Consider the following 16,571-nt stretch of genomic DNA (forward strand, 5'->3'; position numbering starts at 1 on the left):
TTCTCTATAATTAAAAGCAAACTAAAAAATAATTTCTAAGTATAAATCTTTATTACATACAAAACTAAAATAAGCATCCACCATATTGCGTAAAATAAATTCTTTTTATTCAGAAGAATTTTACTCAAAACTAAAAAGGTAAAGGCTATTAAAAACACAATTACAACAGTAATTATAATTGAAAGGAAAAAAGCTGTATTAAATTGCGGTAGATAAGATGGTTGAATAATGGCAAGAATGATAATAGAAAATAAAAACAAAATTATTCCAATGGAAAACCAAACTAAAACACTCCCAGCTATATATTTCAACAAATGTGCAATATAATCATCAAAAAACTCAGTTTTGTATAATTTAGATATATTATTTATAATCAAGCTTATTAAACTTGCTACAACAATAAAGGTATCTAATCTTGATTTATCAATATTACCTGTCCAAAAATCCAAAAATAAAAAAATAAGGAAAATAAAGGAAAGTGATATTGCAACCAAAAAAGTACGAGGATATTTCGCAAAGTATATGTTTTCTTGTTGTTTTTTATTATTAGCATGAAGCATCTTCTCTTCTAAAAAAGAAACAAATTTCTCTGCACAGACATTGACTAATTCATTAACTCCAATCAGCATATTAATTAATTTTTTCATAAATAAATCTATCCTAAGCAAGCGTAGGTTGGGTTGAAGCGAAGCGTAAACCCAACATTGCCACGTTTGATTATTTTGGCTTAATGTTGGGTTACGGCCTGCGGCCTAACCCAACCTACGGTATTTTTATCCAACGGTTTTTGTTGGGTTTATCAACCCAACCTACATCAAATCCAATCACTCTCCGAAATCGCCCTCTGCTTCTATGCTGCTTCCCGCCCAATCCACCGGCAAAATGCCTTGTGCCACATAACGGTGAAACGATGAATACGGCCAATCGGCTACCCGCATTACATATCCGTGCTTAACGGGGTTGAAATGAATGTAATCAATATAGCAAGCGTAGGTTGGGTTGGAGCGAAGCGCAAACCCAACATTGCCATGTTTGGTTATTTGGGCTCAATGTTGGGTTACGGCCTGCAGCCTAACCCAACCTACCAAAAATCCGCAATTATTCGCCGAAATCGCCCTCTGTTTCCATGCCGTTCCCCGCCCAATCCGCGGGCAAAATGCCTTTTTGCACATAACGGTGAAACGATGAATACGGCCAATCGCTCACACGCCCAACATATCCGTGTTTGACCGGGTTGAAATGAATGTAATCAATATGGGCATTCAAATCCCGCTCGTCGCGGATTTGGTGTTCCCAATAACGCCGCTGCCAAATGCCACGCTCGCCTTTATCCTGCCTTGACCGGCTGATCAGCTCCGTTTTAGGCAACGTGCGTGAAAACTTGGCTTTGATTAAACGCAACCGGGTCGGATAATCGCTGTCGTTCTCGGGCAAGCTCATGATTAGGTGCAGATGGTCGGGCAATATACATACGGCCACTATCTCAAACGGATGCCGTTTCTTCACTTCAGCAAATGCTTGACGCAAATTGCCGATATGGCGTATCAGCCAATCTGCTTTTCGGTTTTGCAAGGCCAACGTAAAAAAGTAGCTGCCACCTGCACTAAACGCCCTACGGTACCGCATTCTTATTCCTGCCTGTTTGCTTACTCCAAGCGGCCAATCCAACGTTAATGTTCTATTTTAAGGCTGCAAATCCTATCGTAACCGAAAAATATGGGACTGCCCAAAAGCATAAGCCGTCTGAAAAGTTGTTCAGCAAGCGTAGCCTGCGTGTAGGGTGTGGGGCGTAGCCACGCACGCGTTTTTTATTCCTACTGAAAATTTTAACCACCGCATGCGTGCCATTGGCGCACACCCTACTGATTGTTGGTTAAGCCGTCTGAAAAATTGTTCAGATATGAGATGTTGGATATATAAATTCTAAAAGACCGCCATCGTAAATTTTAGGCTGAGACCTGTGCAAAACCCTCAGATGCGGATGCAGTTCAAGGCGTAGCAGCGCAGCGAGTGCAGACATATCAAATAGATAGGCAAACGAGCGAGCAGCGCACAACGCAGAAATGCGTCGCAGATGGGGGTTTTGCAAAGGTCTCAGGCTTTAATTCCCGAGCCTCAGCTTTCATACACCGGGGCTTTCATGCAATACAAGCATACCCATCTGATGCAGGTTTGCAGAAAGGCTGCCTGAATGGGTTCAGACAGCCTTTTGTCCGCCCGTGTGTGTTTTCGGCGGTAATCTTTAATACTTTGGCGGGATTATACATTATTTACGATAATTTATGGCGGGCTTGGTAAAAGGCCGTCTGAAGCTTTTCAGACGGCCTGCTTGTTTAAAGCAGGGGCAGGGGCTATTATTTCGGGCGATATTTATTTTAAGGACGATTCATGTTACGCCGTATTGTTTTGCTGGCCGCGCTGGCCACCACCACCCCCGCATGGGCGCAAACGCTTTCCCGCACGCTGCCCAACGGCCTGAAAGTGATTGTAAAAGAAGACCGCCGCGCGCCGGTGGCGGTGTCGCAGCTTTGGTATAAAGTGGGCAGTATCGACGAAAAGGAAGGCAAAACCGGCCTGAGCCATGCGTTGGAGCATATGATGTTTAAAGGCACGCCCGCCGTGCCTTCGGGCGAATTCAGCCGCCGCGTGTCGGCTTTGGGCGGGCAGAACAATGCCTACACCAACCGCTACGAAACGGTGTATTACGAAAACGTGGCCGCCGCCAATCTACCCGAAGTGCTGAAAATGGAAGCCGACCGCATGGCAAACCTGAATTTCAGCGATAAAGAATTTATAAACGAAATGAACGTGATACGCGAAGAACGCCGCCAACGCACCGACGACAGCCCGTTCGGAAAACTGTGGGAACATGTGTTTCTCAACAGCTATCGAACTCCCGCCCTGCGCGCGCCGGTAATCGGCTACATGAACGACCTGCACACGCTCAAAGCCGACGATTTGCGCCAATGGTACAAACAATGGTATGCGCCGAACAACGCCACGCTGGTGATTGTGGGCGATGTGAACGCCAAGCAGACTTTGAAAACGGCGGAAAACCTGTTCGGCAACATCCCCGCCAAAACCCTGCCGCCGCGCAACCGCATCAATGAAACCGCCGAACGCGCGCCTGTTTCGGCCGAAACCACTTCCGCCGTTACCCGCCAGCCTGTTATCGCACTTTCCTACCGCGTGCCCAAGCTGGAAAAAACCACCGACAAACTGCCTTATGCCTTAGACGTGTTGTCGGATATTCTCGGCGGCAACTCGTCGAGCCGCTTGGATAAAAACCTCGTGCGCGGCAAACAGCTCGCCTTGGATATCGGCGTCAACTACGATATGTTCAGCCGTAACATGGCGCTGTTCAGCATCGTTGCCATGCCCGCCGAAGGCACAGACGACAAAGCCCTGCTCGAATCCATCCGCAGCGAAATCAAAAACATTGCCGACAACGGCATCAGCCAAAGCGAACTGGAGAGGGTGCACCGCCTGAGCGCCGCTTCGGAAATCTATGCCAAAGATTCCATGACTTCCCAAGCATCGCTGTTGGGCAAGTTGGAAACGCGCGGTTTCCAATACAGCGACGAAGCCGAAATCCGCCGCCGTCTGCAAAAAGTAAGCACCGCCGATGTGCAGGCCGCCGCCAAACTGCTCACGCCCCAACGCTCCAGCGTGGTGGTGGTTCGCCCCGAAAAGGCTGGTGTGCGCTAGTGTTTTGATTCTGTTATTTTATTTATATGGTCAATGCACTTAAGTTTAATCGCAAAACCGTCATACTCGGGTTAAGCTTGAGTATGATAAATGTACTATGACGAATGTACTATTTTTAAGTTGATTGAATACAAATCAAGAAAAGGCCGTCTGAAAATAAGTTTTTCAGACGGCCTGTTTGTTAAAACCGGTGATCACTTCGCATCTTTAAATCCGCGTTTCAAATGCACCATCAGCAAGGCGACGGCGGCGGGGGTTACGCCGGAAATGCGCGAGGCTTGGCCTACGGTTTCGGGGCGGTGCTGGTTGAGTTTCTGCTGCACTTCGGCGGATAAGCCTTTGACTTTGCCGTAATCGATTTCAGACGGCAGTTTCAGGGTTTCGATGTCGCGGCGGCCTTCGATTTCTTCGTTTTGGCGGTCGATATAGCCTTGGTATTTCACTTGGATTTCCACTTGTTCGACCACGCTTTCGGGCAGGTTTTCAGACGGCTCTGCATCGGGCAGGGTCATCAGGGCGGCGTAGTCGATATTGGGGCGGCGCAAGAGGTCGTGCAGGTTGGCTTCGCGTGACAGTTTTTGGCCGAATACGCGGGTTTGCTCGCTTTCGGGCAGCTTGGCGGGGGTGTACCAAGTGGATTTCAGGCGTTGGATTTCGCGTTCGATCTGCTCGCGTTTTTGCTCGAAAGCCTGCCATTGCGGTTCGGTAACGAGGCCGATTTTGTAGCCGTCTTGGGTAAGGCGCATGTCGGCGTTGTCTTCGCGCAGTTGCAGGCGGTATTCGGCGCGGCTGGTAAACATGCGGTAAGGCTCGTTTACGCCTTTGGTAATTAAGTCGTCTACCAACACGCCGAGATAGGCTTGTTCGCGGCGCAGCAGCAGCGGGTCGCGTTCGCGCACATACTGTACGGCGTTGGCTCCGGCCAACAGGCCTTGTGCGGCGGCTTCTTCGTAGCCGGTGGTGCCGTTGATTTGTCCTGCGAAAAACAGGCCGGCGATGCTTTTGGTTTCAAGGCTGGCTTTGAGGTTGCGCGGGTCGAAATAGTCGTATTCGATGGCGTAGCCGGGGCGCAGGATGTGGGCGTTTTCCAAGCCTTTCATGGAGCGCACGAGGGCGAGTTGGATGTCGAACGGCAGGCTGGTGGAAATGCCGTTGGGGTAGTATTCGTTAGTGGTCAGCCCTTCGGGTTCGAGAAAAATCTGATGGCTGTCTTTATCGGCGAAGCGGTTGATTTTGTCTTCAATCGAGGGGCAGTAGCGCGGGCCGACACCTTCGATTTTGCCGGTAAACATGGGGCTGCGGTCGAAACCGGAGCGGATGATGTCGTGCGTTTGCAGGTTGGTGTGGGTAATCCAGCACGACACTTGGCGCGGGTGCAGTGCGGCATGTCCGCGCACGGAAAACACGGGCACGGGGGTGTCGCCGGGCTGTTCGGTAAGTTGCGAGAAATCGATGGTGCGCCCGTCGATGCGCGGCGGCGTGCCGGTTTTGAGGCGGCTTTGCGGCAGGTTGAGTTCTTTCAGACGGCCCGACAAACCTTGTGCGGCGGGGTCGCCTGCGCGTCCGCCGGCATAGTTTTCCAAGCCGATGTGGATTTTGCCGGCAAGGAATGTGCCTGCGGTGAGCACAACGGCACGTCCTTTGAATTCGACGCCCATGGCGGTTTTCACGCCGCTTGCGCGTTCGCCTTCGAGCGTGATGTCTTCAACCGACTGCTGGAAAATTTCCAGATTGGGCTGGTTTTCGAGCATTTCGCGGATGGCGGCTTTATACAGAATGCGGTCGGCCTGTGCGCGGGTGGCGCGTACTGCGGGGCCTTTGCTGGCGTTTAGGCGGCGGAATTGAATACCCGACATATCGGTGGCCAAGGCCATGGCTCCGCCGAGTGCATCGACTTCGCGCACGAGATGGCCTTTGCCGATGCCGCCGATGGAGGGATTGCACGACATTTGGCCGAGGGTTTCGATATTGTGTGTAAGTAAAAGCGTTTGCGCGCCCATGCGTGCGGCGGCGAGGGCGGCTTCGGTGCCGGCATGGCCGCCGCCGACCACGATGACATCATAGGTTTTGGGGTAAATCATGGTGTTGAATGCAATAAGAAAAATAGCGTGATTGTACGCGCTTTTAAGGCCGTCTGAAACTGGTTTGAAGGTTTCAGACGGCCTCAAAGCCGTGTAACAAGATGAGCCGAAGCGCGTTTCAGGCTGTTTATGTTGATTTGAGATGCTGAACGATGAATGCTCTGCCGACTTGCAACGCATAAAAAAGGGGCAATCCCAAAGGATTGCCCAATACCTCAAATCAGAGATTTACGCTTCACAAACAATACAGGCTTTCGCCTGCCTTTATCTGCACAGCTCAACTCTGTGCAAATAAAGAGGGTGGTTTCAGACGGCATACGAAGAGGGTTGTTTAGGCCGTCTGAAACATCCATTCTCTGTTTGTTCCGAATCGGAATTATTTCGGAATTATTTAAGAGAATTGATTCATGGTGTTATCTTTACCGCCTGCTTTCAACGCAGCTTCACCGGCAAAGTATTCTTTGTGGTTGTCGCCAATATCCGAACCGGCCATGTTTTGGTGTTTCACACATGCGATGCCGTTGCGGATTTCTTGACGTTGAACGTTCTTCACATAAGCCAGCATACCTTCGTCGGCGAAGTAGCCTTTTGCCAAAGTGTCGGTCGACAATGCGGCAGTGTGGTAAGTCGGCAGAGTGATGAGGTGGTGGAAAATACCGGCCTCGCGCGATGCGTCGCGTTGGAAGGTGCGGATTTTCTCATCGGCTTCTTTAGCCAATTCAGAGTCATCGTAATCGGCGCTCATCAGTTTGGCACGGTCGTATGCAGATACATCTTTACCGGCTTCTTGCCAAGCGTCGAACACTTGTTGGCGGAAGTTCAGCGTCCAGTTGAACGACGGGCTGTTGTTGTACACCAGCTTGGCGTTCGGAATCACGGCACGGATTTTGTCCATCATCTCTTTGATTTGGCCGACGTGCGGTTTTTCGGTTTCGATCCACAACAGATCGGCACCGTTTTGCAGAGAGGTAATGCAGTCCAACACCACGCGGTCGATGCCGGTGCCTTTACGGAATTGGAACAGGTTGCTGGCCAAACGGGTCGGCTTGATGGTTTTGCCGTTGGTGTTCACGATTACGTCGCCGGGTTTCACTTGGCTCAGGTCGGTGATTTCTTCGCCGTCCAAGAAGCTGTTGTATTGGTCGCCCAAGTCGCCTTTTTCGGAAGAGAAAGCGATTTGTTTGGTCAGGCCGGCACCCAAAGAGTCGGTGCGGGCAACGATTACGCCGTCGTCAACGCCCAGCTCCAAGAATGCGTAGCGCACGGCATTGATTTTCGCCAAGAAGTCGGTATGCGGAACGGTTACTTTGCCGTCTTGGTGACCACATTGTTTCTCGTCGGATACTTGGTTTTCGATTTGGATACAGCAAGCACCGGCTTCAATCAGTTTTTTCGCCAGCAGGTAAGTGGCTTCTGCGTTACCGAAACCGGCATCGATGTCGGCAATAATCGGCACAACGTGGGTTTCGTAGTTGTCGATTTGGTTTTGGATTTCTTTGGCTTTGGCAGAATCGCCGGCTTTGTTGGCTTCATCCAGCGCGGTAAACAGCAAATCCAGCTCGCGGGCGTCGGCTTGGCGCAGGAAGGTGTAGATTTCTTCGATCAATTCGGGCACGGAAGTTTTTTCGTGCATAGATTGGTCGGGCAGCGGCCCGAATTTGGAACGCAAACCGGCAACCATCCAGCCGGAGAGGTATAAATAGCGTTTGTCGGTGGTTTTTTGGTGTTTTTTAATGGAAATTAATTTTTGTTGTGCAACGAAGCCGTGCCAGCAGCCCAAAGATTGGGTGTATTTGCCGTGGTCGGCATCATATTCGGCCATGTCTTTACGCATGATGGCTGCGGTATATCGGGCGATATCCAAGCCTGTTTTGAAGCGGTTTTGCAGACGCATGCGGGCTACATATTCGGGCGTGATGTTGTGCCAGCCGTTGCCGTTTTTCTGTTTCAGTTCATCTGCAACTTTAATCTCGTTTTGGTAATTTGCCATTTATTTCTACTCCTTTGTTCTCGCTTGATTTTTGGATGACCGGCATACATCAGATTCGTGTAATTCGGTGTAGTCGGAATGTACGCTTTTTTTCCCGCCTTGCCAAGCCCCGCTCTTAAAGTTTTTGATTTATAAACAATCCTTCGGAGTGCGCCAAATAAGATGTTTTTGGAATTTTTCGATTATTTTGAAACAAACGGCAGGATTTTTCTCTAACTTATGCTTGTTTTTAAGCATTTAGTGGTGACGTGGCCGGAGTGGGAATTTATTTACAAGCTAATGATATAACAGGGAAAAAGGCGGAGGGGTGTATGGCTTATGTTGTTTGGGTAGGCGGGTGGACAGGTTAAGGCTTTTGCAAAACCGGTTTGTGTAGTTTGGCGTAGTGCGGCTTGAGTGCTGCCAATCGGGTTGAGGATGCCGTCTGAAATCAATAGAAGCCGGCTTCCCCTTCGGGGCGGGTTTTGAAGCGTTTGTGCAGCCAAAAATATTGTTCGGGATGTTCGCGCACCCGCGCTTCGATAAAGTCGTTCATGCGCTGGGTGTCGTTGACAACATTATCGGTCGGGAAGTTTTCCCATGCGGGATAGAAACGCAGCGTCACAGTACCGTCGGCTTCGCGGGTGGGAATGGCGGGAATGACTTTGGCTTTGGTTAATGCGGCAATGCGGCTCAAGCCTTCGATGGTGGCGGCGGGAATACCGAAGAAATCAACAAAAATCGAATCTTTGCGGCCGAAATCTTGATCGGGCAGATATAAAAAAGGTGCGTCGCTCTTTTTAAGCTGTTTGATGATGGCGCGCAGTCCGTCGTTGCGGCCGATGAGGAAAACATTGTTGTAGCGGTGGCGGCCTTTTAAAATTTGTTCGTCTAAGGCTTTGTTTTTTTGGTGTGAATACATGCTGACCAATGGCACGTCCTGATTCAGCGTATAAACTGCCATTTCAAAGGCGGTGAAGTGCGGATAAAGCAAAATCACTTTATCGCCCGCTGCCAATGCGTCGTCGAGATGGTGTTTGTCTTGATAACGAACCAATTTGCGCAAGCGGTCGGCGGGTGCATACCAATACAGGCCGTATTCCAGCATCAGCTTGGCCATGTGTTGGAAATGGCGTTTTAACACGGCTTGGCGTTGTGCTTCGCTCCATTCGGGGAAGCATTTTTGCAGATTCACCGTACCGACACGGCGGCGCGGTGCGACGGCGTAATAGGCCAGCCAACCGATAAAATCGGCCAGTTTCTGAATTGCGCCGAAGGGCAGCAGCTGGATTAAATAGAGAACGGCAAAGGCAAATTTCATGGCAGGTTTTCAGACGGCCTGATGGGATGGCGAAAAGGGATTATAAGCGATAAATCAAGGCTGGAATCTGCCGCGCTTAATTTGCAGGCCGCCTTGTTGCAGTTGTGCGGCAAGGCTGTGGTTGCGTAAAGCGTGAGTAAGCGCAACAGCCAAACCGTCTGCGGCATCGGCTTGCGGTGTGCCGGATAAATTCAGCATCTGCACCACCATGTGCTGCACCTGCTCTTTGGCCGCTTTGCCTTTGCCGACTACGGCCTGCTTTACTTGCAGGGCGGTGTATTCGAATACAGGTAAATCACGCATTACCAAAGCTGCCATCGCCGCGCCGCGCGCCTGCCCCAGCATCAGCGTGGAAGCTGGGTTCACGTTCACAAATACCTGTTCGATGGCGGCTTGCTGCGGGCGGTAGAGGGTAACGATTTCGCCGATGTGTTTCACAATCACGGCAATCCGTTCGGCGAGCGGTGCGTCGGGCGGGGTTTTGATGCAGCCGGACGCCACATAAAAATGTTCGCGGCCGCACACATCTACCACGCCGAAGCCGGTAACGCGGCTGCCGGGGTCTATGCCTAAAATACGCGTGGTTCGGGTTGCCATGTGTGCGGTTGCTTTTCAGACGGCCTGATCAGCGTTTTACGCCGCTCAAGCATGCCCAGCCTTCATCAGTCTGTGCCGGAGCCATGTCGAACCATTCGGCGTAGATGCCGCTCATTTCTTCCACCTGTTCTTCGAGAATGCCCGACAAAACAATACGGCCGCCCTGTTTGGTGCGCTCTGCCAGAAGGCTGCCGAGCATACGCAGCGGATTGGCCAAGATGTTGGCAACCACAACGTCGAACTGGGCTTGAGGCATTGCATCGGGCAGATAAAAGCGCGCATCAACATTATTTTGGGCGGCATTGTCGTTGCTGGCGCGGATGGCCTGCTCGTCGATATCCACGCCAACGGCTTCGCCGGCACCGAGCTTTAAGGCGGCAATGGCGAGAATGCCGGAACCGCAGCCGTAGTCCAACACCGATTCTCCGCCTTTCAGACGGCTGTCGAGCCATTGCAGGCACAGGCGCGTGGTCGGGTGGCTGCCGGTGCCGAATGCCAAACCCGGATCAAGCTGTAAATTAACGGCATTTTGGTCGGGGGCTTCGTGCCAAGAAGGGGTAATCCACAAGCGGTCGGAAATTTTAATCGGATCAAACTGCGCCTGCGTCAGCCTTACCCAGTCCTGTTCGGGCAGCAGCTCGGTTTCGTAAGCATTCACGGTTAGGCCGCAATCTTGGGCGGCTGCCGCCACAATCGGCGCAACATCCGTGTGTTCGCCAAACAGGGCAATCACTTTGCTTTGCTGCCATATTTGTTCGGCCGGCATACCCGGCTCGCCGAAAATGGCCTGCTCATTGGCCGTACCCGCATAAGCGTCTTCAATTGCGGCGGAAAGTGCGCCGTGATCCATCAGCGCATCGGCAAGGCGTTCGGCAGAGTGGTCTTTTACAGCAATCGTGATTTGTTGGTAAGACATAAAGCATATTCCGTTGTAAGGCCGTCTGAAAAAGTTTCAGACGGCCTGTATTAATCATTATGGCAGAAAGGGTAAAAAGTCTCTTACCGTATAACGGCCGAATGTAGCGATTTTAGCAAAAAAACGCGGCAGATTAAACCGCAACACGCAATATCTCCTTGACAGAAAGCAAAAAAAAAGAAATACTACGCGGCTTATTTTGAAGCATAGGCACAACCCCTATGCCCGCCAACCAAAAGGAAACCCAAATGAAACAAAATGCTCATCCCGATTACCGCGAAGTTAACGTAACTTGCTCTTGCGGCAATAAATTCACTACCCGTTCTACTATGGAAAAAGAAAACTTCAATATCGAGGTTTGTTCTTTGTGCCATCCTTTCTACACCGGCCAACAAAAAATCGTTGACACCACCGGCCGTGTGGACAAATTCAACCAAAAATTCGGCAATATGTTCAAGCGTTAATCCGCTTTTGAAGATAAGCGATAAAAAAGACTGCATAATGCAGTCTTTTTTATTTGTGCCGATCCGTTTCGGCTTTGCCGCTTACTTGGCAGGCATACAGTTTTTGACCATTGTGTCGTCCACAGACATCACTTCGCTGTTCACCTGCTGTTTTTCATGGCGGACTAAGAAGCCGTTGTCTTCTTTATATAAATCGGTTTGATATTGGTTGCTCACCGTCCAAGTGTGCGAGCCGTCGCTAAACGCAATCAAATCTTGGTTGCTGTATTCGCTGCTGTGCGGCAATTTGAAGGTTTGGTTGTCGAAACGCACTTCGGCGGCAGGCTTGCCGTTGTCGTCGAAATAGCGTGCGCTCAACGTTAAGCCGTCGTGGCATTGGTAAGACTGCCATTGGGCATCTTTTTCCGCGGCCAAAGGCACAGAGGCGGCAGAGGCGGCTGTTGCGGTGACAACGGCGGAACCGGCTGCGGGTGCGGCGGAATCCGCCGGCGCGGCCGTTTCTTGTTTACAGGCAGCCAAAGCAAGTAAGGCTACTAAAGGCAGGGATGTTTTTAACAGGTTCATAAGTGTGCTTTCACGAGTGGGGTTGATAAGGCTTAGTGTAAAAGAAAATACCAAAAATTTCACGCCTAGCGGTTTTTAACATTGCTTGAAAACATTTAACCGTTAATTGGCGGTATCGTATTGGAACGCATGCGGTACCACCCCCACAAACGCCATACGCACAAGCAGGCAACCAAGGGTTGGCAGGCTGCAACGATCAAATAGCGGGGCGAGTCTAAATGAAAAGTATTGCGCCCGCCGGCCAGTTTGATCACCGCCCACAGCCATTCCCACAAGGCGGGAAGGCTGAAGGCCAATACGGCAATCAGCCCCAATGTTCGGAAAACACCGATGGAAAACGGGCGGTTTTGCAATACGGAACGGTTCAGCTGCAGCAAAACGAACAGCCCGAAGCCGATAATCAAAGCCATGCCGCCGTTGGCTACAACCTGTAAACCGCTGAACGCGATATCGGGCGCAACGGGCAGCCCGTCTTTGGGCAGACGGGTTTGCGTGAGATTGAAACTTTGTAGGATACTCAACGCGAATGTATAGACCATATCGGCCAGAATGATCCATATAGGTAAGGAAGAAAGCAGACGCTTCATCGCGTGTCACCGCAAAAAATAAAGAGTTTAAATGATTCGGCTGCGTTTATGAATCGTTTTGCCGCGCACATGCCGTTTTGTGGCCGATGTGGCGCGGCTGCATAATGTTTCGATGAAAAGTGTGTCTGAAAGTAGGCACATGGCCGAATGTTTGTTAATATTTGAAAATATATTTTTGCGTTATATTTACATTTGAATGGATTTTCGTTTAACCAAACCAAGCAAAAAAGGCCGTCTGAACCGTTTCAGACGGCCTTTCGGACAATAAACCATGTATAAATATCTTTTTATCATATTGTCGACAGGCGTATCGGCGGCAGCTCTGGCCGATGCACCCCCGCCGCCTCCTCCGCCATTGTTCGGCGACAATCAATTAAACATTGCCGAGCCTCAAACAGATAAGCCCGAAGTAGCGGCTTCGGTTCAAACGGGTAAGGCCGAAAAATCGGAGTCGGTGCATCTTGATGAAAGCGATTTGCGCCGAAATCCCGAACTCACCGCCAGACTGATCGAGCAGGCGATACACGGTCAGAATTGGCCGTTGTTGGAAGCTTTGCTGCCGCTTTACCGCAGCCTGCCGCAGCACGATGCCGTGTTATACGACTATGCAAACGGTGCTTTGCTGCGCGCACAAAAAAAACATCCCCAAGCCATTGCCGCTTACCGCCGCATCATTGCCGCACATCCCGATTTGAGCTATGTGCGTTTCGACTTGGCAGGCATGCTGTATGAAAACAAGCAATATCAGGCCGCCAAAGACCAATTCGAGCGCGTAAAGGCAGACGATATTTCGCCCCAAGCGCGTGCGCTTGCCGATATTTACCTTGCCCGCATTCAGAAACAGCAAGGCTGGGAAATCAATGCCGGCATGCAATATACCCGTAACGACAACGTAAACAACGCTTCTTCTGCGCGTTATATCGATACGCCCGGCGGAAAACGCTTGGAGCGCAATCAAGATTCCCTTCCGAAAACCGCCAACGGCTTGAGCTACAATTTTTCTGCCGACCGTGATTGGAGCCTCACCGGCAACCACTATCTCACCACTCAGGCATCATTCGACGGCGTGTGGTATTGGGATAACCGCGATTACAGCGAACAAAGCGTTCGTTTTGGAGCGGGCTATAAAAACCAGCAAATCCGCCAATGGTTTTCAGCCGTGCCTTTCGTAGGCTATCACCGTTTGGGCGGCGAAGCATACAGCCGCAATTTCGGCGCATCCACCCAATACGGTCGCTGGCTGAACGACAATTGGCAGGTTGTCGGTTCGTTAAGCCATGTGCAGAAACGCTATGCCCGCGATTATCAGTCTAAACGTTTCGACAGCCGTCTGAACAATGCTTCCCTAACTGCGGCATGGCTGCCCAAAGCCAATTTGATGGTTTACGGCGGTGTGGATTACGGCCGCGAACATGCGAAAGACGCGCAAGAATCGTCCAAACGCCAAGGCGTGCGGACAGGCGTATTGAAAGAATGGCAAAACGGCTTGAGTACACGGGTCAATCTGCGCTATACCCACCGCCGTTTCGATGCGCCCAACCAGTTTTTCGCCGTTAAACGCCGCGATAAAGAATATCAGGCCAATATCGCCGTGTGGCACCGCAGCCTGCATGTTTACGGGATTACGCCCAAGTTGAATTTCCAATATCAGAAAATCGACAGCAATATTCCCTTATTTTATTCCCGTCAAAACAAACAATGGTTTGTTACGCTGGAAAAAACCTTCTAAGCATCAGAGCAGAGCGGTTTGCCGTATGGGCAGATACTTTGCCGCTTTATTTTGCAGCCGGAGCAGACAACTCCGGCTGCAATGTTTATGAAATCCGCACTCTAATATGGTCAATCAACTTAATCTTACATACAAGGCAGCAACGCCGTAGTAAAAGTTAAGTTAAGCAGCCATATTCAATCGCCTTTCAAGGGCTTTGCTATATAATCACTTTTTCATTCCATCCCAATCCATTTTCAGCAGGCACTATGTCGAAGCGAATACGCACCCATTACGACAATCTTAAAGTTTCGCAGGATGCGCCGATTGAAGTGATTCGCGCAGCTTACCGCTCGCTCTGCAAGAAATACCACCCCGATCAAAATCACGACAACCCTGATGCCGACCGCATCATGAGCTTGATCAACCGCTCGTATGCGGTACTCTCCGACCCCGACCAACGCCGCGCCCACGATGAGTGGATAGCCGCGCAAAAGCATGGCCATACTGTCAATACCGTAGCCACCGCCGCAGAAGACTACTCGGCAGCACCGCCCGCATCAAGGCCGTCTGAAACAGATTCTGAAACAGATAATGTGCTGCATCAAACCCTGCATAAACGCCGTTTGTGGTTGGGGTTGGTGTTTTTTCTGATGGTGTTGGGGGGATTGTTTTGGCTGGCAGGCCAACAGCGCCAAGCCGTATCCGATATGCCGCAAACACGCGGCGGCGAAGATGCTGCGGCGTCTTACCCCGAATTTGCCCAATATTTGGCAGGCTATCCCGTTTTGGCCGAACACGGCAACGGTATGGTGAAAATCAACAACGGCACCAACCGCTCGGCTGTGTTTGTACAGATTTATCCGGCAGATCAAAAAAACGCCATCCGCACACTGTATATTCCGCCTGCCGCCGATTTTACCGTGTTTAAACTGGAAGCCGGCAGCTATACCTTAAACTACCGCCAGCTGCTGAATGATGTTTGGGAGCAGGCCGACTTTCACATTTCAGACGACCAAACCCAAGCGGAAAACGTTCACCTGAAACCCGCCCGTGTCGCAACACCCTAAATCCAAAGCGAACTTAAAAAAACAGTACGTTCGTTATACCCGGGTAAGCTCGAGTATAACGAACGTACATCTTAGTTTAAGCCGGTTGGCTATGCGGTCAGAGTGCAGCACTCAAACTCACAATCTGAGGGTTTTGCAAAGGTCTCATCTAAGCATATCTTAAGCAGCAAGGAAAAAACCAAGATAAAACCGCTTATCGGTTGGCCCGTTTCCTTCGCCGCTTCGGTTTTGAAGTGTTGCAAGCGGCGGGCGGCTGTTTGCTTGCCGGCTTATTTACCATTCATAATTTTCTTTATTCATGCGGCGGGTTGCCATTGCCGCCCCGAGCAGAAGGGTGCGTGTTAAACGTTCGGTGGCTTCGATCAGTAACCTTTCGCCTTCGTCGATCGCCTTTTCGAGACTCATCGGAATCGGCACGATAGAGGCAATGGCATCAATACCGATATCGTAAACGTCTTGCGCACCTTTACCCAATGTGCCGGCCAAAGCCACAACAGGCACGCCGATATTGCCTGCTCGCCATGCAATTTCGGCGGGTACTTTGCCGCGCGGTGTCTGAAAATCGATGGCACCTTCCGCCGTGATAACCAAATCGGCTTTTTTCAGCAGGCTGTTCAAATCGAAACCGGCCAAACCGGAGTCGAGCAGTGCTTCAAACCGCGAGACGAGTTGTGCGCCGATAGCGGCCAAACCTGCACCCAAGCCGCCCGATGCGCCGGTGCCCGCACCTTTGAAAAAATCTGTTGATTGGGCTTGCGGCAGGCAATATTGCGAAAGTTTTTCGGCCCAGTTGAGAAAGCCGCGCTCCAGTTCTTCGACCTGCGAAGGCGTGGCACCTTTTTGCGGGCCGAATACGCGTGCTACGCCGCGCTCGCCGGTGAGAATGTTGTGGGCGTTTAAAGCCATCACGATTTTAACTTTGCCGTCGCGTAGTGCGGGAGGCAGGCCGCTCATGTCGATTTTATCCACTTGGGCGAGATGGCGGCCTCCGTAACCGCACTCTTGGCCGGAGGCATCGGTAATTTTAACGCCCAATGCCTGCAATGCGCCTAAGCCGCCGTCGCTGGTGCCCGAGTCGCCGCAACCTATCAGAATGGTGTGGATGTCGTGTTCCAACGCAGCCAAAATCAGCTCGCCTACGCCGTATGTAGTGGTAATGGTCGGGTCGCGCATGTCTCTCGGAACCAAGCGCAAACCTGCCGCGGCAGCCATTTCAACAACGGCCACGCCTTTGGAGTTGCCGCCCAATAAGGCAAAATGCGAGTCAACCGGTTCGCCGACCGGGCCCACAACGGTTTGGTAAACCAATCTGCCGCCGGTGGATTCGGCCAACATGGCAGCGGTTCCTTCTCCGCCGTCGGGCATGGGGATGGCTTTGATATAAGCGCCGGGAATGGCACGGCGCACGCCTGCCGATATGGCTTTGGCTACCGAGTTGGCATCTAGCGATTCTTTAAAGCCGGCCGGTGCAACCAGAATATGTTGCGGGATGGATGTGTTCATAAAATGTACTCCTCAGATAAATCGGATAAGTCCGCGGCTGTTTGAGATTGTTCAGACGGCCTCGGCCGTCTGAACAAGCCTGC

At 51.0% G+C, this 16,571-nt stretch carries 15 protein-coding genes; 4 read left to right on the forward strand and 11 right to left on the reverse strand.

What is annotated here, in order from left to right; translation table 11 throughout:
- Positions 1-35: 35 nt before the first annotated feature.
- The 3 genes from AKG43_RS04510 to AKG43_RS13200 form a co-directional block, all read right to left on the reverse strand.
- Complete coding sequence (locus AKG43_RS04510) at positions 36-647, reverse strand: hypothetical protein (RefSeq protein WP_054599380.1); 612 nt, start codon at positions 645-647, stop codon at positions 36-38.
- A gap of 451 nt (positions 648-1,098) precedes the next feature.
- Positions 1,099-1,626, reverse strand: coding sequence for a transposase (locus AKG43_RS04515; RefSeq protein WP_054599381.1), 528 nt, complete (start codon positions 1,624-1,626; stop codon positions 1,099-1,101).
- A 268-nt stretch (positions 1,627-1,894) separates the two neighbouring features.
- Entirely contained in the window at positions 1,895-2,098 is a 204-nt protein-coding gene (locus AKG43_RS13200) for a signal peptidase (protein ID WP_231718109.1), read from the reverse strand.
- A gap of 290 nt (positions 2,099-2,388) precedes the next feature.
- Between AKG43_RS13200 and AKG43_RS04520 the strand changes: the two genes are divergently transcribed.
- Positions 2,389-3,708: a pitrilysin family protein gene (locus tag AKG43_RS04520; protein ID WP_054599382.1), complete on the forward strand. Its 1,320-nt coding sequence runs from the start codon at positions 2,389-2,391 to the stop codon at positions 3,706-3,708.
- Positions 3,709-3,902: 194 nt separating this feature from the next.
- On the opposite strand, the gene mnmG is transcribed toward AKG43_RS04520, so the two are convergent.
- The 5 genes from mnmG to prmA all read right to left on the reverse strand — a co-directional run bounded on the left by mnmG (position 3,903) and on the right by prmA (position 10,592).
- Positions 3,903-5,789, reverse strand: a complete 1,887-nt coding sequence (gene mnmG / locus AKG43_RS04525; RefSeq protein ID WP_054599383.1) for a tRNA uridine-5-carboxymethylaminomethyl(34) synthesis enzyme MnmG — start codon at positions 5,787-5,789, stop codon at positions 3,903-3,905.
- Between the two features lie 391 nt (positions 5,790-6,180).
- Positions 6,181-7,779 carry an isocitrate lyase gene (locus tag AKG43_RS04530; RefSeq protein ID WP_054599384.1) on the reverse strand — a complete coding sequence of 533 codons (1,599 nt, stop codon included), beginning with the start codon at positions 7,777-7,779 and terminating at the stop codon, positions 6,181-6,183.
- Between the two features lie 430 nt (positions 7,780-8,209).
- Entirely contained in the window at positions 8,210-9,079 is an 870-nt protein-coding gene (locus AKG43_RS04535; RefSeq protein WP_054599385.1) for a lipid A biosynthesis lauroyl acyltransferase, read from the reverse strand.
- Positions 9,080-9,133: 54 nt separating this feature from the next.
- Entirely contained in the window at positions 9,134-9,676 is a 543-nt protein-coding gene (gene ruvC / locus AKG43_RS04540) for a crossover junction endodeoxyribonuclease RuvC (RefSeq protein ID WP_054599386.1), read from the reverse strand.
- Between the two features lie 28 nt (positions 9,677-9,704).
- Complete coding sequence (gene prmA / locus AKG43_RS04545; protein ID WP_054599387.1) at positions 9,705-10,592, reverse strand: 50S ribosomal protein L11 methyltransferase; 888 nt, start codon at positions 10,590-10,592, stop codon at positions 9,705-9,707.
- Between the two features lie 248 nt (positions 10,593-10,840).
- Here prmA and rpmE point away from each other — a divergent pair, with 248 nt between their 5' ends.
- On the forward strand, positions 10,841-11,056 hold the full coding sequence (gene rpmE / locus AKG43_RS04550) for a 50S ribosomal protein L31 (RefSeq protein WP_054599422.1): 216 nt from the start codon (positions 10,841-10,843) through the stop codon (positions 11,054-11,056).
- An 81-nt stretch (positions 11,057-11,137) separates the two neighbouring features.
- On the opposite strand, the gene AKG43_RS04555 is transcribed toward rpmE, so the two are convergent.
- Both AKG43_RS04555 and AKG43_RS04560 read right to left on the reverse strand, forming a co-directional pair.
- The gene (locus AKG43_RS04555) at positions 11,138-11,620 is read right to left on the reverse strand and encodes a hypothetical protein (protein WP_054599388.1); all 483 of its coding nucleotides are present in this window, start codon (positions 11,618-11,620) and stop codon (positions 11,138-11,140) included.
- A gap of 95 nt (positions 11,621-11,715) precedes the next feature.
- Complete coding sequence (locus AKG43_RS04560; RefSeq protein WP_054599389.1) at positions 11,716-12,207, reverse strand: hypothetical protein; 492 nt, start codon at positions 12,205-12,207, stop codon at positions 11,716-11,718.
- Between the two features lie 271 nt (positions 12,208-12,478).
- Between AKG43_RS04560 and AKG43_RS04565 the strand changes: the two genes are divergently transcribed.
- Complete coding sequence (locus AKG43_RS04565; RefSeq protein WP_054599390.1) at positions 12,479-13,936, forward strand: surface lipoprotein assembly modifier; 1,458 nt, start codon at positions 12,479-12,481, stop codon at positions 13,934-13,936.
- 248 nt (positions 13,937-14,184) lie between these two features.
- Positions 14,185-14,985 (forward strand): J domain-containing protein, encoded by an 801-nt coding sequence (locus tag AKG43_RS04570; protein ID WP_054599391.1) that lies wholly within the window; start codon positions 14,185-14,187, stop codon positions 14,983-14,985.
- A 273-nt stretch (positions 14,986-15,258) separates the two neighbouring features.
- Here AKG43_RS04570 and AKG43_RS04575 read toward each other — a convergent pair whose 3' ends face one another.
- On the reverse strand, positions 15,259-16,488 hold the full coding sequence (locus tag AKG43_RS04575) for a glycerate kinase (RefSeq protein ID WP_054599392.1): 1,230 nt from the start codon (positions 16,486-16,488) through the stop codon (positions 15,259-15,261).
- Between the last annotated feature and the right edge of the window lie 83 nt (positions 16,489-16,571).

The organism is Neisseria sp. 74A18 (assembly GCF_001308005.1).
GTDB lineage: Bacteria > Pseudomonadota > Gammaproteobacteria > Burkholderiales > Neisseriaceae > Neisseria > Neisseria dumasiana.

What these genes read in the sequence shown, in the direction of transcription:
- AKG43_RS04535 (WP_054599385.1), bottom strand. Translation starts at nt 9,079, where the DNA reads ATGAAATTTGCCTTTGCCGTTCTCTATTTAATCCAGCTGCTGCCCTTC.
- AKG43_RS04570 (WP_054599391.1), top strand. Translation starts at nt 14,185, where the DNA reads ATGTCGAAGCGAATACGCACCCATTACGACAATCTTAAAGTTTCGCAG.
- mnmG (WP_054599383.1), bottom strand. Translation starts at nt 5,789, where the DNA reads ATGATTTACCCCAAAACCTATGATGTCATCGTGGTCGGCGGCGGCCAT.
- AKG43_RS04575 (WP_054599392.1), bottom strand. Translation starts at nt 16,488, where the DNA reads ATGAACACATCCATCCCGCAACATATTCTGGTTGCACCGGCCGGCTTT.
- AKG43_RS04520 (WP_054599382.1), top strand. Translation starts at nt 2,389, where the DNA reads ATGTTACGCCGTATTGTTTTGCTGGCCGCGCTGGCCACCACCACCCCC.
- prmA (WP_054599387.1), bottom strand. Translation starts at nt 10,592, where the DNA reads ATGTCTTACCAACAAATCACGATTGCTGTAAAAGACCACTCTGCCGAA.
- ruvC (WP_054599386.1), bottom strand. Translation starts at nt 9,676, where the DNA reads ATGGCAACCCGAACCACGCGTATTTTAGGCATAGACCCCGGCAGCCGC.
- AKG43_RS04510 (WP_054599380.1), bottom strand. Translation starts at nt 647, where the DNA reads ATGAAAAAATTAATTAATATGCTGATTGGAGTTAATGAATTAGTCAAT.
- AKG43_RS04560 (WP_054599389.1), bottom strand. Translation starts at nt 12,207, where the DNA reads ATGAAGCGTCTGCTTTCTTCCTTACCTATATGGATCATTCTGGCCGAT.
- rpmE (WP_054599422.1), top strand. Translation starts at nt 10,841, where the DNA reads ATGAAACAAAATGCTCATCCCGATTACCGCGAAGTTAACGTAACTTGC.
- AKG43_RS04565 (WP_054599390.1), top strand. Translation starts at nt 12,479, where the DNA reads ATGTATAAATATCTTTTTATCATATTGTCGACAGGCGTATCGGCGGCA.
- AKG43_RS04555 (WP_054599388.1), bottom strand. Translation starts at nt 11,620, where the DNA reads ATGAACCTGTTAAAAACATCCCTGCCTTTAGTAGCCTTACTTGCTTTG.
- AKG43_RS04530 (WP_054599384.1), bottom strand. Translation starts at nt 7,779, where the DNA reads ATGGCAAATTACCAAAACGAGATTAAAGTTGCAGATGAACTGAAACAG.
- AKG43_RS04515 (WP_054599381.1), bottom strand. Translation starts at nt 1,626, where the DNA reads ATGCGGTACCGTAGGGCGTTTAGTGCAGGTGGCAGCTACTTTTTTACG.